This is a genomic window from Bradyrhizobium sp. YCK136 (genome assembly GCF_044570075.1).
Taxonomy (GTDB): Bacteria; Pseudomonadota; Alphaproteobacteria; order Rhizobiales; family Xanthobacteraceae; genus Bradyrhizobium; species Bradyrhizobium diazoefficiens.
This window is the reverse complement of sequence record NZ_CP172424.1, coordinates 5,399,369-5,423,536: the sequence shown is the minus strand read 5'-3', so window position 1 is coordinate 5,423,536 and position 24,168 is coordinate 5,399,369. Positions and strand designations below refer to the sequence as shown.

Below are 24,168 nucleotides of genomic sequence, written 5' to 3'. Positions count from 1 at the left end.
TTACCAAATAAACTATTTTAATTAGTGTAATGGCGCAGGCATAGTGGTGCGCGACGGTGGGGGGTACTCGATCGTCCCGTTGCAGGTGGTTCGCTCACGTCCCTCGCGTCGAATGCGGGTGTGTCCGAAAGCGCAAAGCGGCCGAGCGGATTTGAAAAGACGGGGATCTGGGGGGCCTCACGGTCCGGTCTCCGTAAAATGAGCAACTTGGAGGTTTTATATGAAAGTGGTGAAGAGCCTTTTGCTCGGCACTGCGGCGGGTCTGATCGCCGTCGGTGGAGCCCAGGCGGCCGATCTTCCGGTCAAGGCCAAGGCGGTCGAGTACGTCAAGATCTGCACGCTCTATGGCGCGGGCTTCTACTACATCCCGGGCAGCGACACCTGCATCAAGCTCGGCGGCTATCTGCGTGCCGAAGTGGCGCTCAATGCCGGCGGCAACTACAGTGCCCAGTACAACGGCGTGTTCGCGGCCAACAACCGGCTGACCAACTACTACTCGATGCGCGCTCGTGAAGATCTCAACATCGACACGCGCACCGCAACGGAATACGGCGTCGTCCGCACCTATTTCGATGCGGTCTTCACCTGGACGACCGGCAACTATGGCGGCACCGGTTCGGGAACGGGCGCGACCCAGTACAGCGGCACGATCGGCCTCAATGCCGCGGGGACCGGTCTCACGGGCTCGGGCGGCGGCAACGTCAACGGCACCGACGGCAACCTCTCGGGCGGCGCCCTCGGCGTCTACTACGCGTTCATCCAGTTCGCCGGCTTCACGATGGGTAAGGCGGTGTCGCAGTTCGACGCGCCCTGGATCAACTATCCCGGCAACAACTTCGACCAATTGGTCGGCGGTAGCGGCACCACCAACGGTGTTACCCAGTTCACCTACACGGCCGATTTCGGCCAGGGTGTGACAGCCGCGTTCTCGGCGCAGGACCAGACCCAGGTCTTCCAGACCAACATCTGGAACACCGCCGGCATGTCCACGACCGGCGTCCTCGGCGGAGCCTACGGCTCGAACGATCTCGGCGGCACCCGGGCTCCCGACCTCGTGGGCATGGTCCGCGTCGATCAGGCTTGGGGCCTGTTCCAGGCGTCGGTCGCCGCGCACGACAACCATGTCGGCTACTACGGCGCGAGCGAAGTCACCGGCCATCCGGAAGACAAGTGGGGCTGGGCCGTTCAGCTCGCTCTCCAGATCAAGAACATCCCGACCGGCACCGGCGACGTGATCAACCTCTCGGGCGTCTATACCGACGGTGCGAGCCGCTACAACTTCCAGGAGCTGGCCGCGACCAGCTACTCGATGTTCGGCAGCTCCAACGCGGCGTATCAGAGCATCGGCTTTGCCGGCGTGTCTGACGCGGAGTTCGGTCCGGGCGGCGGCCTCGAGCTGACCAAGACCTACGGCTTCCGTGGTGCCTACACCCACAACTGGAGCCCGTACTGGAACACGGCGCTCTACGGCGCGTGGGCTGCGGTCAACTACAGCGGCACGGCCAAGGGCCTGATCTGCGGCAGCGCCGCGTTCGCCACCCTGACCGGCACCTGCAATCCGGACTTCAACATCGGCCAGGTCGGCGTCATCACCCGCTGGACGCCGGTGAAGAACCTGACCTTCTCGGCTGACTTCACCTACAGCCATCTCGACCAGAAGTACTCGGGCGTGATCACGACCCCGGCGCTCACGGGCGTTGCCAAGCCTGCGGCAACCTATGAGCTGAAGGATCAGGACACCTACAGCCTGCTGCTGCGCGCCCAGCGCAACTGGTAAGCTTCAGGGCTTTCGGATCTGACGCAGCCCCGGCGGGACACCGCCGGGGCTTTCTGCTGGGCCTTCGGAAAATCCGGCAGCCTGTGCAGGCGACGAAGACGAGCCATGCGATTCGATCGCCTCAAACTTATTTACTTACCTGAGTTACTAAGCTATATAGCTTTCAGCCAAATACGAAAGTTGCGGCTCTTAGCTTCACGCTAAGCCTCCAGAAACCTCCGGTGATGCCCCGCCGGAGGTTTTTCGTTTTTGGGACGTGCGGCCTCAGCCGCGCATCATGCGGGCGCGCGAGTTCGGCCGGTAGGCGAGGCGGCTGTGGCCGGCGCAATACGACTGGCCGTCGGGCGCAGTATTGCCGCAGAAGCAGAAATCGTCTTCACCCGGCGTCGAGATCGGCCAGCGGCAGCGGTTCTCGGACAGCTCCAGCAGCGAGCAGCGATTGGCGTCGTCGATTGGACCGGCGACCACGGGCGCGTCGGTCTCGCCGTAGATGGTGGCGAGCATCTCGTATTGCAGCCGCGGCACGGCTCTCCTCGTACGCGGCGGCGCAAGGCTCCGCTCGAGCCTGCGGTCTTCGACCGCGCGGCTGCGCGTCAGATTGAGCCGGGACAGCTTGCCGATCACCGCGTTGCGGCTGACGCCGATGTCGGCGGCGATCTCGCGGCAGGAGAGGCCGGCCTCGAAATGTTGCTTCAGAAGTTCAATTCGTTCGTCAGTCCAGGTTGGTGAGAGAACAGGCATTTGTAACGGTCCCAGGTTGCAGATGTCGGCCATCCGCCTCTCGAGATCCGTCCGCCTCACGTCCGGCGCGCGCTCACGTCCTGCCATTGTCGCGAATCGACAAAAGCCCGTCCTTGATGGCGAGACGGATGCCTTCCTCGATCAATGTCCGTGCGACGCCGGGAACGCTGGTGCCGTGGGTGCCCTGTCTCACCAGTTTTTCCAGATAGGTGATGGTCGAGAGCGCCAAGGTTACGGGAATGCGGTCAGTCTCGGCTTTTTCGGTGGCCATGGCCCGAACGCTAGCCTCTTACTCGTGTACATAAAAGTAACGATTAAGACTCTATTTAGGTTCGGGGCCGGAAGTCAAATCCGGACTGAATCGGCGTTTCAGCTCATTGGAATCGCTTGAGAAATCGGGCACGGCGCGGCGCGCCGCGCGGCAGACCGGGCGGCGGCGTGGCGTCAACGGGTCAGGGAAGGCGCCGGCGGCTCAGCCGTGCACGATCGCCTTTTCGATCATGCAATGGATGCCCTTGGAGCCGTTGACGGTCTGGGTCACCCGTAGATCGGCCGCCAGGCTGCACAGCGTGTAGGCGTCCTCGCGCGACAGGTTACGCGTCTCGCCGAGAAGCGCGATCATGTCGCGCAGCGCGCGCACCACGCACTGGTCGAGATCGGGGTCCATCGCCATGGTCATGTAGTGCGTCGGCGTCTCGGCACGGGGATAGTCGAGCCTGGTCCTTGCGCAGCGTCAGGCGGAAGCGGCCCTGGAGCGCGGTCTCGATCGCGGTGACGCATACCTCGCCGTCGCCCTGCACGCCATGGCCGTCGCCGCAGGAGAACAGCGCCCCCGGGACGAACACCGGCAGGTACAGTGTCGCACCGGCGCCGAGCTCCTTGTTGTCGAGATTGCCGCCCATGGCGCGCGGGACCAGCGAGGAGATACGGCCCCAGGCCGGCGGCGGCGAAACGCCCATCACGCCGAAGAACGGCTTCAGCGGCAGGTCGAGGCCCCAGGGCATGCGGCCGACCATTCGCGTCCGATCCAGCGGGATGTTGAGGATGCGCGTCTCGTGGAAATCGTCGGGCAGGGTGCCGGACAGCGGCCTGATCAGATTCCAGCCCCAGTCCTGCCGGAGCTGGACGTCGAGGATCTCGACCGCGAGCACGTCGCCGGGTTCGGCCCCCTCGACCGCGATCGGTCCGGTGAGGATGTGGCCGGGCAGCATGCGCTCACTCTTCGCGTGGACCTCGTGCATCTCCGGCGGAATGTGAAATTTGTCGCGGTCGGGCAGCACGTCCGGGCTGCCGCTGATGGTGTCGACCGTCACCTCGTCGCCGCTCTTGACCGTGAGGACGGGCTCGAGCGCGGCTTCGAAGAAGCCCCAATGGCAGGTTTCGGGGCTTGAATGCAGGTGATGATGGGTCATTTGCGGCCGTCCGTTCGGTTTGAACTGCTGTGCCCGGGCTTGACCGGGCGATCGATCCTCTTTCAAGAAGATTTAAGATGGACGGGCCGGTCAAGCCCGCGCATGACCCGATCATTCCAGCGAGGCTCCCCCTGTATTTCGTTCTTTCCAAGACCCTCGGCACGGCGCTGCTGCCGATCAATCTTCTGGTCGAGCTCGGAATCCTGTCGCTGGTGCTGATGCTGACGCGCTTTGCGGCGCTCGGCCGCAAGCTTGCGGTGACCACGCTGGTCCTGCTGGCGCTCGCCGCGTTCTCGCCGCTGGGCAACCTCCTGCTTTATCCGCTGGAGTCGCGCTATCCGAAGTGGGACCCGTCGCGCGGCGCGCCCGACGGCATCATCGTGCTCGGCGGTTCCGTCGACACCGATCTGTCGGCCGCGCATCGCACGCCGGTGGTCGCGTCCGCAGCCGATCGCATGCTGGCACCGGCCGAGCTCGCGCGCCGCTATCCGAATGCGCGCATCGTCTTCACCGGCGGCTCGGCGAACCTCGTCTCCACCGATGCGAAGGAGGCCGACTACTCCGCGCCGATCCTGGAAAGCCTCGGGATCCCTAAGGAGCGCCTGATCGTCGAGCGGGACTCGCGCAACACCTGGGAGAATGCGGTCTTCACCAAGCAATTGGTGTCGCCGAAGCCGGGCGAGCGCTGGCTCCTGGTGACGTCGGCTTTCCACATGCCGCGCGCGATGGGGATCTTTCACAAGGCCGGATTTGACGTCGAGGCCTATCCGGTGGACTGGCGAATGGGCGGGCGTGACGATCTCTTCGCGTTCACCCATATCGGCAAGGAGGGGCTCGGCAGGACCGACGTCGCCATGCGCGAATGGATCGGCCTGTTGACTTACCGTGTCATGGGCCGGACCGGCGAGTTGCTTCCGGGGCCGGGCAAGGACTAGAACGAGAGGCGCAAAACAAGAACACAGCACCGGCGCACGATCGCCGGCCCGGAGGACGCCATGCAGCAGCAGAGCGCTGAAAACATCGATCTTGCCGGCCTCGTCGCCGATCTCAACAGCCTGTTGCGGCTGAAGACCACGGTGATCGGCATGAAGCTGTTCGCACGCGCCGCGGACATGGAAGCGATCCCGAAAATCCGGCGGCCGAACGCGATCCATACCACCGACCAGGTCGTCAGCATGGCCGCGCGTCTGGGGTGGACCGTCGGCATCACCGCCGACGATCTCGTAGGTAGCCAGTGCCGCGCGGTGATTGGCCTTGCGCCGCAGGACGACAAATGGCTCGCCGGCGAAAATTACGTCGGGGTCTGGCACGGCACGGCGGAGGACGCGCGCAAGCGCCAGGAGGCGCTGGACGTGGTGCCGTTCGGGCACTATCAGGCGCTCGCGGTCAGCCCGCTCGCCAGCGGCCGGCTCGATCCGCCCGACATCTGCCTCGTCTATGCGACGCCCGGGCAGATGATCATCCTGATCAACGGGCTGCAATATACCGGCTACAAGAAGTTCGAATGGGGCGTGGTCGGGGAGACCGCTTGCGCGGATTCGTGGGGGCGGGCGCTCAAGACCGGGGAGCCCAGCCTGTCCTTGCCATGCTATGCCGAACGGCGCTATGGCGGCGTGCCGGACGAGGAGATGCTGATGGCCCTGAAGCCCTCGCATCTCGCCAAGGCGATCCTGGGCATGAAGGCGCTGGCGAAGAACGGCCTTCGCTATCCGATTCCGCCCTATGGCATTCAAAGCGACGTCCGTGCCGGCATGGGCGTGAGTTACGCGAAAAAGTAAAGGCCAGTCATGAGCTCTGCGAAATTCGACATCGTCGTCTACGGTGCGACCGGTTTCACCGGCCAGCTCGTCGCCGAATATCTGGCGGCGCACTACAAAGACGACAAGGCGCTGAAATGGGCGATGGCGGGCCGCAGCCTCGACAAGCTGAAATCGGTGCGCGAGGCGATCGGCGCGCCCGCAGATACGCCGCTGATCGTAGCCGATGCGTCCGATGCCGCCTCGCTGAAGGCAATGGTCGCGCAGACCAAGTCGGTGATCACGACGGTCGGTCCGTATCAACTCTATGGCGAAGAGCTGCTCGCGGCCTGCGTCGCTGGCGGCACGGATTATTTCGACCTCTGCGGCGAGCCCGTCTGGATGCGGCAGATGATCGACAAGTACGAGGCGGCGGCCAAGGCGAGCGGCGCGCGCATCGTGTTCTCCTGCGGCTATGATTCCGTGCCGTTCGAGCTCGGTACGTTCTTCGTCCAGGAGGAAGCCAAGCGCGTGTTCGGCGCAGCGGCTGCGCGCGTGAAGGGCCGCGTGCGCGACATGCGCGGGACGCTGTCGGGTGGCACCGCGGCGAGTGCGAAAGCGACCTTCGATGCTGTCTCGAAAGATCTCAGCCTTGTCGCCATTCTCAACGACCACTTCGCGCTGACGCCCGGGTTTGCCGGACCAAAGCAGCCGAAAGGCAACAAGGCGGCGTTCGAGGAGGATCTGCAATCCTGGGCCGCGCCGTTCATGATGGCGCTGATCAACACGCGCAACGTCCATCGCTCCAACATGCTGATGGGATTCCCTTACGGCCAGGAGTTCGTCTACGACGAGATGGTCTTGACCGGTCCCGGCGAGAAGGGCGAGGCCAATGCGAAGCGCGTGATGGCCGTCAACGCCGAAAAGACCGGTCCGAAGGCGCCGAAACCGGGTGAGGGGCCGTCGAAGGAAGAGCGGGAGAACGGTCTCTTCAATCTGCTCTATGTCGCGATCGCGCCTGACGGCCGCCAGGTCCGCGCCGGCGTCACCGGCGACCGCGATCCCGGCTACGGCTCGACCTCGAAGATGATCTCGGAATGCGCGATCTGCCTGTTGCGCGACACGCCGGACGTCGCTGCGGGCTTCTGGACGCCGGGCGCAGCGATGCAGCACAAGCTGATCAAGCGGCTGCAGGACCACGCTGGGCTGACGTTCGAGGTGGAGGGGTAGGGCCGCATCACGGACGCTGTCATGCCCCGCGAAGGCGGGGCATCCAGTACGCCGCGGCTTCTCCGTATCTTATCGCTGTCTCTGGAATACTGGATCGCCCGCCTTCGCGGGCGATGACACCGTGTTCGGCGCTACACCGCCCGCGCATCATACGCGTACATGAACTCCATGCTCTTCGAGCCCAGCGGCAACAGCCATTTCAGCATCTGATTGCGCATCCACGCGCCGGTAGCGCTGAACTCGCGCTTGCTGTTGCCGTTGCGGCGCGCCATCGCGACGATCTTCTCGGTGCGGGGCCGCCGCTCGGCTTCGAAAGCCTGGAAGGTGGTGCCGAGCTCCTGTCCGTCCTGCATCAGGCGCGCGAGCCGCATCGCGTCCTCCAGCGCGAGCGAGGCGCCCTGGCCGGCATGGGGGCTGGTCGCATGCGCGGCGTCGCCGATCAGCAGCGAGCGCTTGCGCGACCAGGTCGGCAAGGTCGCGACATCGAGCGTGTCGGTGACCACGATGTTCTCGGCCGCCTCGATGATGTCGGGGATCGGATCGTGCCAGCCGCGATGGAAGCCGCGCAGATGCTGCTTCAGTGTCGCCGCATCGAGCGCGCGGAACATCGCCGCGTCCATGCCGTGGGCGGGCTGCGTGCTCCACCACATCACGCCGTCGTTCGGATCCGGGCTGCAATAGCCGTAGCCGAAGAAGCCGCTCTGGCCGAACGTGGTCTCGACGTGCCGGCCGATCGGCCTGCCGTCGAGCACGGCGTGCGGCACGAAGCCGCCGAAGCCGATCAGGCCGGTGTCGAACGGCCGGGGTCCGTCCGGCACCACCTGGCGTCGCGTGATTGAATGCACGCCGTCTGCGCCGATCAGGAAGTCGCCTTCGGCGGTGGTGCCGTCGGCAAAGTAGGCGATGATCGGCTGGTCGCCGCGGTCCTCGATCTTGATCAGGCGCTTCTCGAAATAGAGCGAGACGCAGGCGCACCAGGCCTTGTCGATCAGCATCTCGTTCAGCGTGGCGCGGCAGACGTTCACCGCGGGCTGGCCGAAGCGGCGCTGCATGTCGCGGTTGATCGAGCCGAGCTTTCGGCCTTCCTGCGAATAGAAGTCGAAGGCCTCTGCGACCGAGCCGCGGCTGATCAGCTCGTTCGAAAGCCCGATCTCGTCCATCACATGCATGCCGTTCGGCGCGATCTGAAGGCCGCCGCCGATGCCCTTCGAATAGGGCCAGGCCTCGTAGATCGCGGACTCGATGCCGGCGCGGCGGAGCAGGATGGCGGCGACGGGCCCGGCGATGCCGGCGCCGATGATCAGGGCCTTGCGGGGACGGTTGGACATGGCTTGCTCCCGACGTTTCCGTGGTGCTAGGAGAAATTACGGTCGCTAAATCTCTTAGTGACTAAGATATATATCGACTAAGATATGAGGTCGGCCTTGTCAAGGACGAAGGCGCGCGCGGCGCTGTTGCAGGAGCTCGAGGAGGCGATGCGCCGGTCGTCCGCGCAGGGCGTGCTTTATGGCCAGACCGTTGCGAACGTTGCCGGAATTGCCAATTCCGACCTCGAATGCATGGACATCCTCTATCTCGAGGGACGCGTCACCGCGGGCCGGCTCGCCGAGGTGACAGGCCTCACGACGGGCGCGATCACCGGCGTGATCGACCGGCTCGAGAAGGCTGGCCTCGTGCGCCGCGAACGGGACGAGAAAGACCGCCGCAAGGTCTTCATCGCGGTCGTGCCGGAGGCGGCCATGAAGATCGGCCAGTTCTACGTGCCGATGCAGCAGGCGATGGAGAAGGTCTTCGGCGCCTATTCCGACGAGGAGCTGCGTCTTCTGCTGCGCTTCGCGACGGAGGGCTACAAGGGCGTGCTTGCCGCCACTGAAGCGCTGAAGAGCCTCCTCGACACGCCGCCGGAGAAGCGTCCCGATCTCAAGCTGAAGAAGCTTCGTCGCCAGCCCTAGTCTTATAGACTTGGGCAGCCGCGATCATGCCCCACATCGCGCCCAGCATCATCCAGAAGTGCCGCCAATGGTCGGTGTCGATCACGAAGCTTTCGCCGACTGTGCCGACGAAGGCTGAAAACACGGCGAGATAGGCGCGCTGCCAGGGCACGCGGACGAAGATGTGCCGGAAGCCCGTGATCACCGTGGTGAAGACCAGCGCGGGATAGCACACGCCGGACAGCCAGCCGCCCGACATGAAGGCGTTGAGATAGGAGTTGTGGGTGTCCTCGGGGAAGAAACGGTGGAATTGCAGGGGGCCGATGCCGAATGGCAGGTCGAGCGCCATCTCCGCACCCAGGATGTGCCGGCCGAACCGGCCGAAGCGGCCCTCGTCATAGCTCTGGTCGAAGCTGGCGCGCTGCTTGAACATCTCGGCGGTGGAATCGAACGACAGCAGCACCGCGATCAGCGCAACGCCCAGCACCGCGGCGACGATCGCCATGACGACGATGCGCGAGCGCTGCGCGTTGGTGCGGCTGGTCAGCACCATCAGCGCCAGCATGAAGGCCGAGGTCAGCACCAGCCCGCCCCAGGCGGCGCGGGAGAAGGCGAGCAGGATGGCCAGTGACATGATTCCGAAGGCGATGACGTTGCGGAAGGCCTTAGCCGGCTTGTCCGAGACCACGCTCTGGAGCGCGAACAGCGCCGGCAGGATCAGGAAGGCGCCGAGCACGTTCGGGTCCTTGAACGTGCCGCGCGCGCGCCCGTAGAGCGTGAGGAGGTCGTCTCCGCCGGGAACCAGGTGGAAGTAGCCGGCGACCGCCGACAGCGAGGCAATCATCGCGCCTACCACGAGGCCGCGGCGGAGCATATCGAGCCGGGCCGCGGTGTCCTCGGACGTGATCGTGGCGAAGAACACCACGGTCACCGCCATGTACCAGGAGGTTGCGATCCAGCTCACCACCTCGGGCTGATCGAACAGCGGGATCGCGCTGATGGTGTAGCCGACATTGAGCAGGACCAGCATCAGCAGCAGCGGCATCAGCGCGAGTCGCAGGCGCAGGCCGGTGGCGAAGAAGGTGACGGTGGCGAGCAGCGTCACGATCTCGTAGGGGCTGGGTTCGATGAAGACGATGGCGCCGGAGGCGCCGACCAGCCACACCAGCGCGCGCTGGAGGGCCAGCACGCCGGGCGCAGCGCGAACCGCTGCATTCATCTCCCCGGCTGTCGCCGCATACGCCATCACACGCTCATACGCTTACGCTACTCGTTCGCCACAAACACCGCTGTCATCGTCCGGCTTGACCGGGCGATCCAGTATTCCGTGGCGCACATTGCGGAAGACGGATGGCGCTGCGGAGTACTGGATGCCCCGCCTCAGTGCGCAACTGCGCACAAGGCGGGGCATGACGGAAACTCAATACGCGTTCTCGTTCTTGGTCAGCAGCGAGATCGGCGTCTTCAGGAGAATGACGAGGTCGAACAGCACCGACCAGTTCTCGATGTAGTAGAGGTCGAACTCGACGCGCTTCTGGATCTTCTCTTCATTGTCGATCTCGCCGCGCCAGCCGTTGATCTGGGCCCAGCCGGAAATGCCGGGCTTGACGCGGTGGCGGGCGAAATAGCCGTCGACGGCCTCGTCGAACAGGCGGCTCTGGAGCTTGCCCTGCACCGCATGCGGGCGCGGGCCGACCAGGGAGAGGTTGCCGGAGAAGACCACGTTGAAGAGCTGCGGCAGCTCGTCGAGGCTGGTCTTGCGGATGAAGCGGCCGACGCGGGTTACGCGCGGATCGTTCTTGGTCACGACCTTCGAGGCCGTCGGATCCGCCTGGTGATGGTACATCGAGCGGAACTTGTAGACGTCGATGCGCTCGTTGTTGAAGCCGAAGCGCTTCTGGCGGAACAGCACCGGGCCGGGGCTGTCGAGCTTCACCGCCAGCGCCACCAGTCCCATCACCGGCAGGGCTGCGAGCAGCGCGAGGCCGCCGACGACACGGTCGAACAGCCATTTCATCACGAGGTCCCAGTCGGTGATCGGCGCCTCGAACACGTCGAGCGTCGGCACTTCGCCGAGATAGGAATAGGAGCGCGGACGGAAGCGCAGCTTGTTGGTGTGGGCGGACAGGCGGATGTCGACCGGCAGCACCCAGAGCTTCTTCAGCATCTCCAGGATGCGCGTTTCCGCCGAGATCGGCAGCGCGAACAGCACGAGATCGACGCGGGTGCGGCGGGCGAACTCGACGATATCGTCGACCTTGCCGAGCTTGCGCGCGCCGGCGCAGGTGTCCAGCGCCCGGCTGTCGTTGCGGTCGTCGAACACGCCGAGCACGTGGATGTCGGAATCGTCCTGCGCCTTCAGTGCCTCCACCAGTTGCTCGCCGTTACTGTCGGAGCCGACGATGATGGTCCGGCGGTCGAGCCGGCCCTCGCGCCCCCAGGCGCGCACCAGCGAGCGCAGCACCAGGCGCTCGGCGATGAGCGCTGCGAGCCCGATGAAGTAGAAGGCGGCAAGCCACAGCCGCGATATTTCGCTGCCGAACTTGGCGAAGAAGGAGATGCCGATGAAGAGCAGGAAAACGAATGACCAGGACGAGATCATCCGGGTCATCTGCCGGAGTTGACCGCGGAACAGCTGCACCTGGTAGATGTCGGCGGCCTGGAAGCAGACCACGGCGGCGACCGCGACGGCGAGGATCTCCGCCGGATATACCCAGCTGAAGCCGGAAAGCGGCATGACGTAGCCGACATAGACCGCGATGCCGACGAGGCTCAGCAGCGCGAAGTCGGCAAGGCGTACGATGCCGGTGATCACGATCGGCGAATAGGCGCGGGCGACCTTCTGGTTGACGACGTCGAGTGCAGCGGGCGAGAGCCGGCGGCGGCGCTCCACAAAGGGCTGGTCAGCCGGCTTGGCCGCGGCACTGGTCGCGGCATCGAGCATCGAGCGTGCGTTGAGCGGTTCCACGGGCGTCCACGTCCATTCCAAAAACCCGCGGCGCAGCCTTGCACCCCGGGCGAGCATCCCCCGGCACCTCGATTATCGGACAAATCGGAAGAATCTCTAAAGCGACCTTAAGGGTGGTTAATGATTGGCAAATGCGTCGCGATAGCCCGCGATCACGCCGTCAACCATCGCCTGCTGGGAAAAATGCGCGGAGATGCGCTCGCGCAGGGAGGATGCGCGCTGCGCTGTCGCCTGCGGATCGTCGAGTGCGGCCGCAATCGCTTCCGCCATCGCCGCGGCGTTGCTTGCCGCGAACAGGGCCGGGCTCTCCGTGCCGAAGATCTCCGGAATGCCGCCGACGCGCGCGGCGATCATGGGAATGCCGGCCGCGCCCGCCTCGATCACCACATAGGGCATGGAATCGCCGCGCGAGGGAACGACCAGCAGCCGCCCTTTGGAGAAGCCGTAGCGTGCTTTGACGTGGCCGATGAAGCGGATCGCGCCGGAGAGGCCGAGCCTCTCGACCTGCGCCTTCAGCGCTGCCGTCTCCTCGCCGTCGCCGCCGAGCGTGAGGGTGACCTTCTTGCCGCCTTCGTGCAGGCGCGCCACGGCATCGACCAGCAGATCCGCGCCCTTGATGTGCCTGAACTCGCCGACATAGCAGAGGTCGGTGGCATCCTCGGTGGTGACAACAGGCTCGAATTCCTCCGGCGTCACGCCATTGAAGACGCAATGCACCACGCCCCTGGGTGTGCCGACGATGCGCTGATAGGTGTCGCGGGCAAACGCGCTCTCGAACAGGAACAGGTCCGTCGAGTCCATCAGCGAGCGTTCGAGCCGCGTGTAGAACTCGCCCTTCAACGTGTTGAGCGGATAGTGCAGCGAGCCGCCATGGGGCGTGTAGATGCGGATGGTGTCATCGGAGCGCCGCCGCATGCGAATGAACGCGCCGGCCTTGGCGCCGTGGCCGTGCATGACATCGGGCTTGAGCTCCGCGATCAGGCGCCGCATCCGAAGCCACACCAGGACATCGTCGGGCGACGGCTCGCGGCGGATCGCCATGCGGTGCACGCCGAGCTTCAGTCGCGGCGCGAGCTCGGCCAGCGCCTTGTCGGCGCGCTCGCCGCCGGTGAGGCGGTCGGCGAGAATCCCGACATGGTGGCCGCGATCGACCTGGCCGTTGGCGACGTCGAGGATGTGGCGGAAGATGCCGCCCACGGGGGCGCGCACGGCGTGCAGGATGCGAAGCGGCCGGTCGGGAGAGGGGGGCATGATCTGAACCAGCGCTCGACGGCGAATGCCGAACAATTTCCGAAATATCGAGACGGATTAAGAGGCCTCGTGGTTAACAAACGGTGACGGGCGCGCGTGCCCATCGCGGGATTAACGCGATTAACCCAGCGGCAACCTTAATGGAGTGTAATCGCCCCGGTTGAGGTAGCTTGGTGGCGTTGCCCTGCGGGAGTGTTCGATGCGTTTAGCGTTCTGGCGTGCCGGCAAGGACAAGGCGGTGGTCGAGCGGGCTGTTTCGAAGTCCAAAGCCGAAGCCAAGCCCGAAGCCACGCCCAAGGTCGAAGCAAGGCCTGCGCCTGCTGTCACCAGGCAGGCGTCCGGTGAATCCGGCGACATCGATCTGCACGCGCTCGGCGGCGCGCTTGCCCGCAAGCGCGGCTGGATCATCGTGCCGACGGTGCTGGCGCTGGTCGCATCCGTCGCCGCCGTCAATCTCGTGACGCCGCGCTACAAGTCCGAGTCGCGCATCCTGATCGATGGTCGCGAGAACGTATTCCTGCGTCCGAGCAGCGACCGCAGCACCGAGGAGCGGCAGGCGCTCGACCCCGAGGCTGTCACCAGCCAGGTCCAGCTCGTGCTGTCGCGCGATCTCGCGCGCGAGATCATCAAGAAGAACAAGCTTGTGGAGCGGCCCGAATTCGATCCGGTGCTGCAAGGCATTTCGCCGCTGAAGTCGCTTGCGGCGCTGGTCGGCATCGGCCGCGATCCGTTCTCGATGACGCCGGAAGAGCGGGTGCTCGACGCCTATTACGATCGCCTCCAGGCCTATGCCGTCGACAAGTCGCGCGTGATCGTGATCGAATTCCAGTCGGCTGACCCGGATCTCGCCGTGCGCGTCGCCAATTCGATCGCCGACGGCTATCTCGTGCTCCAGCAGAATGCGCGCCAGGACCAGGCGCGCAATGCCAGCCAATGGCTCGCGGGCGAGATCGAGAATCTGCGCAAGAAGGTTTCCGACGCCGAAGCCAAGGTCGAGGACTTCCGCTCCAAGTCGTCGCTGTTCGTCGGGACCAACAACACGACGCTATCGAACCAGCAGATGGGCGAGGTCAATACCCAGCTCAACAACGCGCGCTCGATGAGGGCCGATGCGGAATCCAAGGCGCGGCTGATCAAGGAGATGCTCCAGAGCGGCAAGCCGATCGAGGCGTCCGAGGTGGTGAACTCCGAATTGATGCGGCGGCTGTCCGAGCAACGGGTCACGCTGCGGGCGCAGCTCGCCGAACAGTCGTCGACGTTGCTCGGCAATCACCCGCGGATCAAGGAGCTGAAGGCGCAGCTCGGCGACCTCGACAACCAGATTCGCGACGAAGCGGCCAAGATCTCCCGCTCGCTCGAAAGCGATGCGCGCATCGCGGGTGGCCGGGTCGACGGTCTGACCACGAGCCTCGAGCAGCTCAAGAAGCAGGCGACCTCGACCAATGGCCAGGACGTCCAGCTCCGCGCGCTCGAGCGCGAGGCCAAGGCGCAGCGCGACCTGCTGGAAACGTATCTTGGCAAGTACCGCGAAGCCAGCACCCGCGAGAGCATCGATACGGCGCCGGCGGAGGGCCGCATCATCTCGCGCGCCGTCGTCTCGAACACGCCGGCCTATCCGAAGAAGCTTCCGATCGTCCTGATCGCAACCATCGCGACGTTGCTACTCTCGTCCGGTGTCGTCGTCACCGGCGAGCTATTGCGCCAGACCGCGCCGCGCGCTGCGGCTGTCTTTGCTCCGGCGCAGCCGCAGGCACAGGCGGCGGTTCGTCAAGAACCATTCGTCCGGCCGATGGTCGAGCCGGTGGTCGAACCGGTCATGGACGAGCCCGCGCCGCTTCAGCCGGAGATGACGGCCGATGCCGATGTCTCCGAGTTTGCCGAGATCGAGCATCTGGCCGACAGGCTGCGCGCCGCGGCGGCAAAGAAGATCACGGTGCTCGGCACCGCGCCAGGCGAAGCCGTCACGCTGTCGGCGCTGACGCTGGCCCGGCACCTGGCGCGCGATGCGCGGGTGGTCGTGGTCGATCTCGCCGCGTCCTCGCCGACGATTGCCGCGGTGTCCGTCGATGCCTGGGCGCCCGGCCTTGCCGAGCTGATGCAGGGCGAAGCCTCGTTTGCGCAGGTGATCACAAGGGACAAGCTGTCGCGGCTGCACCTGGTCATGGCCGGCCGTCCCGGCTTCGACCGCAGCCTGCTGCAATCGCCGCGCGTGACGCTCGCGATCGACGCCTTGCTTCGCGCCTACGACCACGTGCTGCTCGACGCCGGCAGCGCCTCCGACCTGCCGGCCGAATTGCTGACCGCCAATGCCCGCGCCGTCGTGGTGCCCGATGCGTCAATGGAGCCGGATGCGCGCAGGCTGATGAGCGAGCAGCTCAAGGCCGTCGGCTTCAGCGAGGTGACGATGCTGAGCAGGCCGGTCCAGCCGTCGGATGCACGCGAGACGGGACCGCGCGTGGTCGCGGCTTAGTAGATTTTACCCTCTCCCCGTGTGGCAGAGGGTGGCTTCGCGAAAGCGAAACCGGGTGAGACGGGTGAAGGGTCTCTCTCCGCGAGTTCGGAATCGTAGGGTGGGCAAAGGCGCACTTGCGCCGTGCCCACCACCTTTCAGCGATTGCGGCAGAGGTGGTGGGCACGCTTCGCTTTGCCCACCCTACGTTACTACGAAGTCTACCCGAACGCGCGCCGCAGCCGCTGCGCCAGGTCGAACAGCATCTGGTTCTGCTTCACCAGCCGCTTGCCGTGGCTGAGCGAGGACATCGCCATCGCCGCAAGCTTGCCGCGCGAGGTCAGCGGCACGAAGCTGTCAAAGATGTCCTCGTCGTCCTTGCAGAACATCCGCTTGTAGTCGTCCGAGCCGATGCCGAGGTCGAGCGAGCGGTAGCCGCGCTCGGCGTAGCGGTCGATGATGTAGCGCATCAGGATCAGGCCCGGGCTGTAGCGGGCGTGCTCGGACATGGTGTAGGTGTTGAACATCATCGAGAAGCGCTGGCCGTCGGCGACGCCGGCGAAGATTGCGATCACCTCGTCGTCGCATTCGAGCGCGTGGATGTCGATGACACGGCCGTCGCCGCGCGGCGACAGGCAGGCGCTACGGACGAACTGTTCGACGCCCGGCTCGGCGAAGACGTTGGGCAGTTTCTGTTCGGCCATCCGCACCGGCTTGACGCGGAAGAACCAGTCGAGCAGGCGGGTGACGTCGGCGTCGGTGGTGGCGAGGTGATAACGATAGCCGGCGAGCGCCTGGAGCTTCTTCTCCTTGCTCTTGAGGCGACGGCGGAGGGAGTTGCTGATCCGCGACGCGGGCGGGCCGCCCGGCTCCATCACCAGCAGCGGGCAGCCGTTGATCGCACTCTGCCGCGGGAGAGCCGCGAACGGGTTCTGCTGATCGTTCCAGCGCAGCGGCTGCTGCGTCAGCGAGAGCACGTCGACATGCTCGCGCAGCGGCGCGAGCAGTGCGTCGAGATCGGCGGCGACGGCCTGTGCCGCGAACTCGGCGTTCCACAGTCCCATGTTGAAGGTCGTATGCTTGCCGCCCATGAAGCAGGCCGTGCGCACCCCGTGGCCTTGGCGCAGCGAGAGCGGCACCAGCAGGACCGGTGCATGTTCGGCGTCGCGGGCGATCACGATGAAGGGGCGCGCGCCCTCGCAGCCGCCGACCAGCCGCTGCCAGGGGCTGAGCAGGTCGAAGCGCTGGTAGGGCGTGAAGAGGTGGCCGCTCTCCTCGAGGGCGCGCCAGACCGGCTCGGCCTGATCGAGATCGGTGACGATATCGACCTGCGCGATACGGCTCGCTTTCGACCGCGCTGGCGCTTCTGCCGTCCGGCTTTGCATCGCCGCAGCCATGGTCATTCGCGAAACCTGTCGAGATATCAAAAATATGCGTAATTCGGCCTGTGGCCGACCTTTGCAAAGAAATGTCAACAAAGGGTAATGACAATAGGCGAGGGAACGGGCCGCCGGCGAGCGCGAAGGTGGGATATTGGCATCCGACGACAGATGGCTGGAACGGCTGCGCCATGAGCTGACCTGGTTCACCGGCCAGGCCGCGCTGCGCAGTCGTGGAGCCGGCGCCATCCTGCGCTTTCAGCACGTGCGGCCGCGGCGGCGCGGCGGATTTCAGCCGCTGCGCGAGAACGAGATCACGCCGCAATTCCTCGACCGTGCCATTCGGGCGCTGAAGCGCTGGAAGTACGACATCCTCGGCATGGATGAGGTTTGCCGGCGTGCGGTGACGCTGCCGGAGAAGCGGCGCTTCGCGGCGCTCACCTTCGACGGCGCCAGCAAAGATCTGATCACGTTCGCCTACCCGGTGCTGGCCCGCCACGCCGTGCCGTTCACGATCTATGTGCCCACCGCGTTTCCCGACGGGGTCGGAGAGGCCTGGTGGCTCGGGCTCGAGCAGGTGATCGCGCGCGAGAGCCGCATCAGCCTGATGATAGGCGAGAAGGAGCAGCGCTTCACCGTCACTGGCAATGCCGAGAAGCGGGCGCTGTTCTCGTTCCTCGAGAGCTGGCTGCGCTCGCTGCCGCCGGCGGATGTGTCGGCTACGATCGCCGATCTCTGCACGCGCTACCGGATCGACCTGGTTGCGCTCTCGCGCGAGGCGTCGATGGATTGGGAGGATCTGGCGAAGCTCGCGGCCGATCCGCTCGTCACGATCGGCAGCGCGACCGTGAACTATCCCGTTCTCGCCAACATGAAGGACAGTGCGGCGCTGCGTGAGATGACGATGGGCAAGGTGGTTGCGGAAGCGGCCTTCCACCGCGAGATCAGGCATCTCGCTTTTCCGTTCGGCGATCGCGCCTCGTTCCGGCGCAGCCACGTGGTGATGGCGGAGGAGGCGGGCTTTACCAGCGCGGTGTCGGCGATGCCAGGCATCGTGGATGCGGAAGGGCGAACCAATCTGCGCGCGCTGCCGCGCATTTCCTGGGATGGCCGGGTGCGCTCGCTGCGCATGCTGCGCGTGCTGGTGTCGGGTGTCGCCTTTGCGCCGGTGAAACCGACCGGCAGCGCGACGTAGGAGCGTTACGTGGGTTTGGCGCGATCGGGCCGCTGCATCCAGCTCACGATCGGCATCGCCGGCAGCACCCAGCCCATGCCGACCACCACGTAGTAGATCGCCTGCCGCCAGCCGGATTCGGCGATCCACGGCATCTGCGCCGCCGCCATGCCGAGCAGGGCCCAGACGGTGGCCAGCACCAGGAGCAGGATGGCGCCGAGGAACTTGCGGGTGCGGATCGTCATGACGGAATGTCGCGGTCTCTTGCGCAACTTGCGCTGCGGGAGCGGGGGACTATAAGGGGCACGCAGTCCGGTTCAAGCCTCCTGGTTCAAGTCTCTTAGCTACAAGGTTTGGTTTCGCCCTGAAATGACGACGATTTCCGCCCCGTCCGAGCCGTATCGCGCCGTGCGCTGGTGGCTGATTTCCGTGGCCGCGCTGATCGCGCTGATGGTGCTGGTCGGCGGCGCGACGCGGCTGACGGAATCCGGCCTCTCGATCGTCGAATGGAAGCCGGTGACGGGCAGCCTGCCGCCGCTCTCGGCGGCGCAGTGGACCGAGGCGTTCGAGGCCTACAAGAAGATCCCGCAATATCGCGAGCTCAACGCGGGCATGAGCCTGTCCGAGTTCAAGGAGATTTTCTGGTGGGAGTGGAGCCACCGGTTGCTCGGCCGCTTCATCGGCGTCGCATATCTGTTGCCGTTCCTGTTCTTCCTGTGGCGCGGGGGCTTGTCCCGTGAGTTGAAGCGCAGGCTGTGGCTGCTGTTCGCGCTCGGCGGGCTTCAAGGCGCGGTCGGCTGGTGGATGGTGGCCTCGGGTCTCTCGGAGCGGGTCGAGGTGTCGCAATATCGGCTGGCGACGCATCTGGTGCTCGCGCTGCTGATCTTCGCCGGCATCGTCTGGACGGTGCGGCGGCTCAAGGAGCGGGCGCAGATCGCCGCGCCCGCGCGGCTGCGGTTCACGAGTGCGCTGCTGCTTGTCGTGACCTTCGTGCAGATCTATTTCGGTGCATTGGTCGCGGGCCTGCGCGCGGGCCGCGCCTACAACACCTGGCCTGAGATCGACGGCGCGCTCATTCCCTCCGCCGAGCGGCTGTGGTTCGAGACGCCGTGGTGGCGCAACATGTTCGACAATGTGCTGACGGTACAGTTCGAGCACCGCATGACGGCCTATGCGCTGTTCGTGTTGGCGGCGCTGCATGCGTTCGACTCGGTGCGTTCGCGCGCTGGTCTGGCTGCGAGCGGCGCACTCTGGCTGTTTGCGGCGGTGAGCCTGCAAGCGGTGCTCGGCATCCTCACGCTGCTCAACCAGGTGCCGATCGGGCTTGCGCTCGCGCATCAGGCGGTTGCGATCGCGGTCTTGACGCTCGCGGTGATGCAGACGGAACGGCTGGCCTCGCGGCAATCTGCCGAGACGCAGCCGCGCGTGGTTCCGGTCAGTCAGCCCGGCTGATCACCATCAGCCCGGCTGATCAGCAATAGCCGTAGACGCCGCACGCGTAGGGCAGGCGCCAGAAATAGTCGACCTGCTTCCCGCCGTAATACGGGCCCTGATAGTCGTAGTCCCAGGGGCGGCCATAATAGCCCGGCAGCGTGTGAGAGCCGGGCAGCAGCGGCGTGCCCGGCAGATTGCGGACGTAGCTGCCGATGCCATAGGCCGGCGAGATCAGCGCATCCGGATCGGTCTCAACATAGACCGTTGGCGCCTCCTGCGGCGGCACGGCGGCCCGCCGCTTCGGCGTGGCCGGAAGGTCGGCGGCGAGCGCGCTTGAGAGCGTCAGCATCGCCGCAAGGGCAGGCACCATCCAGCGCAGCATCGTCGGCTCCGAATCAAAGGGCGATCCAAAGACGATGTATGCGGCAGATATAGTTAATGACTGTTAACTGAGGGGGCGGCGCCGCCACCATGCGCCGTCCGTCATTCCGGGGCGGTCCGGTAGGACCGAACCCGGAATCCAGAGATGAGCAAATGACGTCGAGGTTCCGGGTTCGGTGCTTCGCACCGCCCCGGAACGACGGGCAACTAAGCCCCCAGCGCCTGTTCCAGATCGGCGATCAGGTCTTCCTTGTCCTCGATGCCGATCGAGAGCCGCACCACGTCGGGGCCGGCGCCGGACTTCACCTTGGCGGCGTCGTCGAGCTGGCTGTGCGTGGTCGAGGCCGGATGGATCACCAGCGAGCGGGTGTCGCCGACATTGGCCAGATGCGAGAACAACTGCAGTTTCGACACCAGGCTGACGCCAGCGTCATAGCCGCCCTTCAGGCTGAAGGTGAACACGGCGCCTGCGCCCTTTGGCGCGTATTTGCGCGCAAGCCGGTTGTACTTGTCGCTGGCAAGGCCCGCGTAGCTGACCGAGGCCACCGCCGGATGGCCGGCGAGGAATTCGGCGACCGCCTTGGCGTTGTCGCAGTGCTTCTGCATGCGCAGCGGCAGCGTCTCGATGCCGGTCAGGATCATGAAGGCGTTGAACGGCGACAGCGCGGGCCCGAGGTCGCGCAAGCCCAGCACGCGGCAGGCAATCGCGAAGGCAAAATTGCCAAAGGTCTCCTGGAGGCGGATGCCGTGATATTCCGGCCGCGGCTCCGACAGCATCGGATATTTGCCGCCGGTCGACCAGTCGAACGTGCCGGCATCGACGATGATACCGCCGAGCGAATTGCCGTGGCCGCCCAGAAACTTCGTCAGCGAGTGCACGACGATGTCGGCACCGTGATCGATCGGGCGGATCAGGTAGGGCGAGGCCAGCGTGTTGTCGACGATCAGCGGCACGCCCGCCTTGCGCGCCACCGTCGAGACCGCCTCGATGTCGGTGATGCTGCCGCCGGGATTGGCGATGGACTCGATGAAGATCGCCTTGGTGCGCGGGGTGACTGCGCGCTCGAAGCTGGCGATGTCGTCGGAATCGGCCCACACCACGTTCCAGCCGAAGCTCTTGAACGCATGCGTGAACTGGTTGATCGAGCCGCCATAGAGCTTTCGCGCCGCGATGAACTCGTCGCCGGGCTGGAGCAATTGCTGCAACACCACGACCTGCGCGGCGTGGCCGGAGGCAACGGCCAGCGCCGCTGTGCCGCCTTCGAGCGCCGCGACGCGTTCTTCCAGCACCGCGTTGGTTGGATTGCCGATGCGGGTATAGATGTTGCCGAACGCCTGCAATCCGAACAGCGAGGCGGCGTGGTCGGCGTCGTTGAAGACGAAAGAGGTCGTTTGATAAATCGGAGTCGCGCGCGCACCGGTCGTGGGGTCGGGCTGTGCACCGGCATGCACGGCGAGGGTTGAAAATCCCGGAAGGCGATCGCTCATTGAGGGCGTCCTGTTCTTGTGGTCTGAAATCGCGCGGCATGCTGATCGGCGCCGCTGCTGCCGTCAAGGCGCGGCTTCACATCGGAACGATCGTTCTGCGTATTGTCGCGTTCGCGAAACGAATCGTTCGCAATTGCGTCAGCTTTGCTCGCTCTTGTTTTTGGCGGCACGATCGGATGCCGCGGTATCGCCACCGCCGACACTCATCCGATTGAGGGATAGCCGCATGCCTTGCGTCGGCGCCGGCGGGCGCTTGGAGCTGAGCGTGCGCGAATTGACGCCCATCCAGGAGATCTCGGACGACAAACGGCCATATTCGATTTTTGGGCAGCGGTTCATGACCACCTTGATACCGACCGCTTCGGCCTTCGCCGCCGCGACGTCGTCACGCGCGCCGAGCTGCATCCAGATCACCTTCGGCAGCGGATCGAGCGCCAGGGCTTCCTCGACCACGGGCATGATGTGGCTGGAGTTGCGAAAGATGTCGATCATGTCGACGGGACGGCCGATGTCGGACATCGAGGCGACGAAGGGTTTTCCGAGCAGCTCCTTGCCGACATGGCCGGGATTGACCGGAATCATGTCATAGCCGCGCTGCGCCAGATATTTGAACGCGAAATAGCTCGGCCGCACATTGACCGGCGAGGCGCCGACCATCGCGATCGACTTCACGCTATTGAGGATGGCGCGGATGTAATTGTCGGGATAGGCGTCGTGGTTCATCTTTTTCTTTCGTTCGTCATTCCGGGGCGGCTCGCAGAGCCGAACTCGGAATCTCGAGATTCTCAGGTGCGCAATTGCGCACCATAGTTCGATGCTCCGCATCGCCCGGAATGACGGTGCGTGAAACGTCGCTATTCATCCCGCCACGTCGGCGCGCGCTTCTCGATGAAGGCGCCGATGCCTTCCTCGGCGTCGCGCGCCATCATGTTCTCGGTCATCACCTCTGCCGCATAGCGATAGGCGTCCGCAAGGCTCATCTCGGCCTGGCGATAGAACGCCTCCTTGCCGAGCTTGACCGTGTAGGCGGATTTCAGCGCGACCTGTTCCGCCAGCGCAATCGCGGCGCCGCGCTCGGTACCCGCTGTCACGACGCGATTGACGAGCCCGATCTCGCGGGCGCGGGCGGCCGGGATCGGCTCGCCCGTCAGCAGCATCTCCATCGCCTGCTTGCGCGGCACGTTGCGCGACAGCGCCACCATCGGCGTCGAGCAGAACAGGCCGATGTCGACGCCCGGGGTGGCGAAGTGTGCGGCCTCCGAGGCGACCGCGAGATCGCAGCTTGCGACGAGCTGGCAGCCGGCGGCGGTCGCGATGCCCTGGACGGCGGCGATCACGGGCTTTGGCAGATGCACGATCGCCTGCATCATCGCGCTACAGGCGTTCATCATCTCGGCGAAATAAGCGCGGCCGCGATCGGGGTCGCTGCGGCGCGCGGTCAATTCCTTCATATCGTGGCCGGCGGAGAAGGCCGGACCGTTGGCGGCGATGACGGCGGCGCGGATGCGCTTGTCCTCGGCAATTGCGTTGAAGCTCGCATGCAGCTGGCCGATCATCGCCTCCGACAGGCTGTTGCGCGCGGCGGGGCGGTTCAGCGTGAGCACGGCGACGGTGCCGACGATCTCCCGCAGCAGGATCGGCGGTTCCGGGAAGGGGGGGCGGGCGGGCTGGACGGACATCGAAGCGTTTCCAGTTGGATTATTGCAATTGGATGATGCAGATAACCTAATGTAACAGCGGACCTGAAGCGAGGGTGGGGGTGGCATGGCGTTAGCGAAAATGAGCGTGGCGGAGGTCGAGCAGTTTCTCCGTGACGAGTTTCCCCAGGCCTTCAGTGGCGGCGACATCACGATCGAGAGCGCGGACGGCCAGACCTGCCTTTTGCGCCAGCGCTACAGCGAAAGGATGCTGCGGCCGGGCGGAACCGTGTCCGGCCCGACGCTGATGGCGCTCGCCGATTTTGCGATGTACGTGGTGCTTCTGTCCGCGATCGGGCCGATCGGGCTCGCGGTCACCACCAATCTCAACATCAACTTCCTGCGCAAGGGCCAGCCCGGCCAGGACGTTCTGGCCGAGGCGCGGCTGCTCAAGCTCGGCAAGCGCCTGGCGGTCGGGGAAGTGAACCTCTTGTCCGGCACCTCGCCCGATCCGATCGCCCATGTCACCTCGACCTATTCCATTCCAAAAGTTTGAGCTTTTTGCGGGTAATATAGCACCATATTTTTAAGCTGTTGATTTTACGAGCGTAATTTCCGTCTTCGGGCATTGACCGTTGCGCGTCTCTTCTCTAGAAAACCGCGCAGTCCGGTGCGGTGTTCGCGCCGATATCTCCCGTCCACGGAAACTCCGATATGAAAACCTTTTCGGCAAAGCCGGCTGAGGTGACGAAGAAGTGGGTGCTGATCGACGCCAAGGGTCTGGTCGTCGGCCGTCTCGCCACCATCGTCGCCATGCGCCTGCGCGGCAAGCACCTCCCGACCTACACCCCGCACGTTGATTGCGGCGACAACGTCATCATCATCAACGCGCAGCATGCGGTCCTCACCGGTCGCAAGCGCGAGCAGAAGACCTACTACAAGCACACCGGCTATGTCGGCCACGTCAAGGAGCGCACCGCGCGCCAGATCCTCGAGGGCAAGCATCCCGAGCGCGTGCTCGAGAAGGCCGTCGAGCGCATGATTCCGCGTGGTCCGCTCGGTCGCGTGCAGATGGGTAACCTCCGCGTCTACGGCGGGGCCGATCATCCGCACGAGGCGCAGCAGCCCGAGAAGATCGACATCGCCAAGTTGAACCGCAAGAACACGAGGGCCGCATAAC

22 protein-coding genes and 1 pseudogene are annotated in these 24,168 nt (G+C 65.2%); 10 read left to right on the top strand and 13 right to left on the bottom strand.

Annotation, left to right across the window (positions count from 1 at the left end; all coding sequences use genetic code 11):
* The first annotated feature begins 220 nt into the window (after window positions 1-220).
* Window positions 221-1,777 (top strand): porin, encoded by a 1,557-nt coding sequence (locus ACFLEY_RS26565; RefSeq protein ID WP_060912457.1) that lies wholly within the window; start codon window positions 221-223, stop codon window positions 1,775-1,777.
* Between the two features lie 264 nt (window positions 1,778-2,041).
* Here ACFLEY_RS26565 and ACFLEY_RS26560 read toward each other — a convergent pair whose 3' ends face one another.
* The 3 genes and pseudogenes from ACFLEY_RS26560 to ACFLEY_RS26550 all read right to left on the bottom strand — a co-directional run bounded on the left by ACFLEY_RS26560 (window position 2,042) and on the right by ACFLEY_RS26550 (window position 3,930).
* Window positions 2,042-2,518 (bottom strand): GcrA family cell cycle regulator, encoded by a 477-nt coding sequence (locus tag ACFLEY_RS26560; RefSeq protein ID WP_028171659.1) that lies wholly within the window; start codon window positions 2,516-2,518, stop codon window positions 2,042-2,044.
* Between the two features lie 73 nt (window positions 2,519-2,591).
* Window positions 2,592-2,789: a hypothetical protein gene (locus tag ACFLEY_RS26555; protein ID WP_007603456.1), complete on the bottom strand. Its 198-nt coding sequence runs from the start codon at window positions 2,787-2,789 to the stop codon at window positions 2,592-2,594.
* Between the two features lie 201 nt (window positions 2,790-2,990).
* Window positions 2,991-3,930: pseudogene (locus ACFLEY_RS26550) on the bottom strand (acetamidase/formamidase family protein).
* A gap of 131 nt (window positions 3,931-4,061) precedes the next feature.
* Between ACFLEY_RS26550 and ACFLEY_RS26545 the strand changes: the two are divergent.
* The 3 genes from ACFLEY_RS26545 to ACFLEY_RS26535 are packed head-to-tail and all read left to right on the top strand — an operon-like array spanning window position 4,062 to window position 6,896.
* Window positions 4,062-4,865, top strand: coding sequence for a YdcF family protein (locus ACFLEY_RS26545; protein ID WP_210268995.1), 804 nt, complete (start codon window positions 4,062-4,064; stop codon window positions 4,863-4,865).
* A gap of 60 nt (window positions 4,866-4,925) precedes the next feature.
* Complete coding sequence (locus tag ACFLEY_RS26540; RefSeq protein ID WP_060912456.1) at window positions 4,926-5,708, top strand: DUF169 domain-containing protein; 783 nt, start codon at window positions 4,926-4,928, stop codon at window positions 5,706-5,708.
* Window positions 5,709-5,717: 9 nt separating this feature from the next.
* On the top strand, window positions 5,718-6,896 hold the full coding sequence (locus ACFLEY_RS26535) for a trans-acting enoyl reductase family protein (protein ID WP_060912455.1): 1,179 nt from the start codon (window positions 5,718-5,720) through the stop codon (window positions 6,894-6,896).
* Between the two features lie 131 nt (window positions 6,897-7,027).
* Here the strand turns inward: ACFLEY_RS26535 and ACFLEY_RS26530 are convergent, their stop codons facing one another.
* Window positions 7,028-8,224 (bottom strand): FAD-dependent monooxygenase, encoded by a 1,197-nt coding sequence (locus ACFLEY_RS26530; protein WP_060912454.1) that lies wholly within the window; start codon window positions 8,222-8,224, stop codon window positions 7,028-7,030.
* A gap of 147 nt (window positions 8,225-8,371) precedes the next feature.
* Between ACFLEY_RS26530 and ACFLEY_RS26525 the strand changes: the two genes are divergently transcribed.
* The gene (locus tag ACFLEY_RS26525) at window positions 8,372-8,848 is read left to right on the top strand and encodes a MarR family winged helix-turn-helix transcriptional regulator (RefSeq protein ID WP_049832408.1); all 477 of its coding nucleotides are present in this window, start codon (window positions 8,372-8,374) and stop codon (window positions 8,846-8,848) included.
* Here ACFLEY_RS26525 and ACFLEY_RS26520 read toward each other — a convergent pair.
* The 3 genes from ACFLEY_RS26520 to ACFLEY_RS26510 form a co-directional block, all read right to left on the bottom strand.
* A complete protein-coding gene (locus tag ACFLEY_RS26520) occupies window positions 8,817-10,073 on the bottom strand; it encodes an O-antigen ligase (RefSeq protein ID WP_060912453.1) in 1,257 nt (418 codons plus the stop codon). The genes ACFLEY_RS26525 and ACFLEY_RS26520 overlap by 32 nt on opposite strands.
* A 174-nt stretch (window positions 10,074-10,247) precedes the next feature.
* The gene (locus ACFLEY_RS26515; protein ID WP_028171667.1) at window positions 10,248-11,795 is read right to left on the bottom strand and encodes an undecaprenyl-phosphate glucose phosphotransferase; all 1,548 of its coding nucleotides are present in this window, start codon (window positions 11,793-11,795) and stop codon (window positions 10,248-10,250) included.
* Between the two features lie 117 nt (window positions 11,796-11,912).
* The gene (locus tag ACFLEY_RS26510; protein ID WP_060913122.1) at window positions 11,913-13,046 is read right to left on the bottom strand and encodes a glycosyltransferase family 4 protein; all 1,134 of its coding nucleotides are present in this window, start codon (window positions 13,044-13,046) and stop codon (window positions 11,913-11,915) included.
* A 199-nt stretch (window positions 13,047-13,245) separates the two neighbouring features.
* Here ACFLEY_RS26510 and ACFLEY_RS26505 point away from each other — a divergent pair, with 199 nt between their 5' ends.
* Window positions 13,246-15,516, top strand: a complete 2,271-nt coding sequence (locus tag ACFLEY_RS26505) for an exopolysaccharide transport family protein (RefSeq protein WP_060912452.1) — start codon at window positions 13,246-13,248, stop codon at window positions 15,514-15,516.
* 200 nt (window positions 15,517-15,716) lie between these two features.
* Here ACFLEY_RS26505 and ACFLEY_RS26500 read toward each other — a convergent pair whose 3' ends face one another.
* Entirely contained in the window at window positions 15,717-16,898 is a 1,182-nt protein-coding gene (locus tag ACFLEY_RS26500) for a GNAT family N-acetyltransferase (RefSeq protein WP_060912451.1), read from the bottom strand.
* Window positions 16,899-17,028: 130 nt separating this feature from the next.
* Here ACFLEY_RS26500 and ACFLEY_RS26495 point away from each other — a divergent pair, with 130 nt between their 5' ends.
* Window positions 17,029-18,069 (top strand): polysaccharide deacetylase family protein, encoded by a 1,041-nt coding sequence (locus tag ACFLEY_RS26495; protein WP_060912450.1) that lies wholly within the window; start codon window positions 17,029-17,031, stop codon window positions 18,067-18,069.
* A 5-nt stretch (window positions 18,070-18,074) separates the two neighbouring features.
* Here the strand turns inward: ACFLEY_RS26495 and ACFLEY_RS26490 are convergent, their stop codons facing one another.
* Window positions 18,075-18,293 (bottom strand): DUF2842 domain-containing protein, encoded by a 219-nt coding sequence (locus ACFLEY_RS26490; protein WP_011087732.1) that lies wholly within the window; start codon window positions 18,291-18,293, stop codon window positions 18,075-18,077.
* Between the two features lie 124 nt (window positions 18,294-18,417).
* Here ACFLEY_RS26490 and ACFLEY_RS26485 point away from each other — a divergent pair, with 124 nt between their 5' ends.
* Window positions 18,418-19,500 (top strand): COX15/CtaA family protein, encoded by a 1,083-nt coding sequence (locus tag ACFLEY_RS26485; RefSeq protein ID WP_060912449.1) that lies wholly within the window; start codon window positions 18,418-18,420, stop codon window positions 19,498-19,500.
* A gap of 19 nt (window positions 19,501-19,519) precedes the next feature.
* On the opposite strand, the gene ACFLEY_RS26480 is transcribed toward ACFLEY_RS26485, so the two are convergent.
* The 4 genes from ACFLEY_RS26480 to ACFLEY_RS26465 all read right to left on the bottom strand — a co-directional run bounded on the left by ACFLEY_RS26480 (window position 19,520) and on the right by ACFLEY_RS26465 (window position 23,030).
* Window positions 19,520-19,864 (bottom strand): hypothetical protein, encoded by a 345-nt coding sequence (locus tag ACFLEY_RS26480; RefSeq protein WP_028171673.1) that lies wholly within the window; start codon window positions 19,862-19,864, stop codon window positions 19,520-19,522.
* Between the two features lie 206 nt (window positions 19,865-20,070).
* Window positions 20,071-21,351 (bottom strand): O-acetylhomoserine aminocarboxypropyltransferase, encoded by a 1,281-nt coding sequence (locus ACFLEY_RS26475; protein WP_011087730.1) that lies wholly within the window; start codon window positions 21,349-21,351, stop codon window positions 20,071-20,073.
* 138 nt (window positions 21,352-21,489) lie between these two features.
* Complete coding sequence (locus tag ACFLEY_RS26470; RefSeq protein WP_060912447.1) at window positions 21,490-22,074, bottom strand: CoA-binding protein; 585 nt, start codon at window positions 22,072-22,074, stop codon at window positions 21,490-21,492.
* 131 nt (window positions 22,075-22,205) lie between these two features.
* The gene (locus tag ACFLEY_RS26465) at window positions 22,206-23,030 is read right to left on the bottom strand and encodes an enoyl-CoA hydratase (protein ID WP_060912446.1); all 825 of its coding nucleotides are present in this window, start codon (window positions 23,028-23,030) and stop codon (window positions 22,206-22,208) included.
* An 85-nt stretch (window positions 23,031-23,115) separates the two neighbouring features.
* Between ACFLEY_RS26465 and ACFLEY_RS26460 the strand changes: the two genes are divergently transcribed.
* Window positions 23,116-23,544: a PaaI family thioesterase gene (locus ACFLEY_RS26460; protein ID WP_060912445.1), complete on the top strand. Its 429-nt coding sequence runs from the start codon at window positions 23,116-23,118 to the stop codon at window positions 23,542-23,544.
* A 158-nt stretch (window positions 23,545-23,702) separates the two neighbouring features.
* On the top strand, window positions 23,703-24,167 hold the full coding sequence (rplM, locus tag ACFLEY_RS26455; protein ID WP_011087726.1) for a 50S ribosomal protein L13: 465 nt from the start codon (window positions 23,703-23,705) through the stop codon (window positions 24,165-24,167).
* Window position 24,168 lies beyond the last annotated feature (1 nt).

Coding starts and splice junctions, on each gene's coding strand:
- ACFLEY_RS26465 (WP_060912446.1), bottom strand. CDS start 23,030: ATGTCCGTCCAGCCCGCCCGCCCCCCCTTCCCGGAACCGCCGATCCTG.
- ACFLEY_RS26505 (WP_060912452.1), top strand. CDS start 13,246: ATGCGTTTAGCGTTCTGGCGTGCCGGCAAGGACAAGGCGGTGGTCGAG.
- ACFLEY_RS26555 (WP_007603456.1), bottom strand. CDS start 2,789: ATGGCCACCGAAAAAGCCGAGACTGACCGCATTCCCGTAACCTTGGCG.
- ACFLEY_RS26540 (WP_060912456.1), top strand. CDS start 4,926: ATGCAGCAGCAGAGCGCTGAAAACATCGATCTTGCCGGCCTCGTCGCC.
- ACFLEY_RS26485 (WP_060912449.1), top strand. CDS start 18,418: ATGACGACGATTTCCGCCCCGTCCGAGCCGTATCGCGCCGTGCGCTGG.
- ACFLEY_RS26500 (WP_060912451.1), bottom strand. CDS start 16,898: ATGACCATGGCTGCGGCGATGCAAAGCCGGACGGCAGAAGCGCCAGCG.
- ACFLEY_RS26470 (WP_060912447.1), bottom strand. CDS start 22,074: ATGAACCACGACGCCTATCCCGACAATTACATCCGCGCCATCCTCAAT.
- ACFLEY_RS26475 (WP_011087730.1), bottom strand. CDS start 21,351: ATGAGCGATCGCCTTCCGGGATTTTCAACCCTCGCCGTGCATGCCGGT.
- ACFLEY_RS26460 (WP_060912445.1), top strand. CDS start 23,116: ATGGCGTTAGCGAAAATGAGCGTGGCGGAGGTCGAGCAGTTTCTCCGT.
- ACFLEY_RS26490 (WP_011087732.1), bottom strand. CDS start 18,293: ATGACGATCCGCACCCGCAAGTTCCTCGGCGCCATCCTGCTCCTGGTG.
- ACFLEY_RS26565 (WP_060912457.1), top strand. CDS start 221: ATGAAAGTGGTGAAGAGCCTTTTGCTCGGCACTGCGGCGGGTCTGATC.
- ACFLEY_RS26480 (WP_028171673.1), bottom strand. CDS start 19,864: ATGCTGCGCTGGATGGTGCCTGCCCTTGCGGCGATGCTGACGCTCTCA.
- ACFLEY_RS26560 (WP_028171659.1), bottom strand. CDS start 2,518: ATGCCTGTTCTCTCACCAACCTGGACTGACGAACGAATTGAACTTCTG.
- ACFLEY_RS26530 (WP_060912454.1), bottom strand. CDS start 8,224: ATGTCCAACCGTCCCCGCAAGGCCCTGATCATCGGCGCCGGCATCGCC.
- ACFLEY_RS26510 (WP_060913122.1), bottom strand. CDS start 13,046: ATGCCCCCCTCTCCCGACCGGCCGCTTCGCATCCTGCACGCCGTGCGC.
- ACFLEY_RS26535 (WP_060912455.1), top strand. CDS start 5,718: ATGAGCTCTGCGAAATTCGACATCGTCGTCTACGGTGCGACCGGTTTC.
- ACFLEY_RS26520 (WP_060912453.1), bottom strand. CDS start 10,073: ATGGCGTATGCGGCGACAGCCGGGGAGATGAATGCAGCGGTTCGCGCT.
- rplM (WP_011087726.1), top strand. CDS start 23,703: ATGAAAACCTTTTCGGCAAAGCCGGCTGAGGTGACGAAGAAGTGGGTG.
- ACFLEY_RS26525 (WP_049832408.1), top strand. CDS start 8,372: ATGCGCCGGTCGTCCGCGCAGGGCGTGCTTTATGGCCAGACCGTTGCG.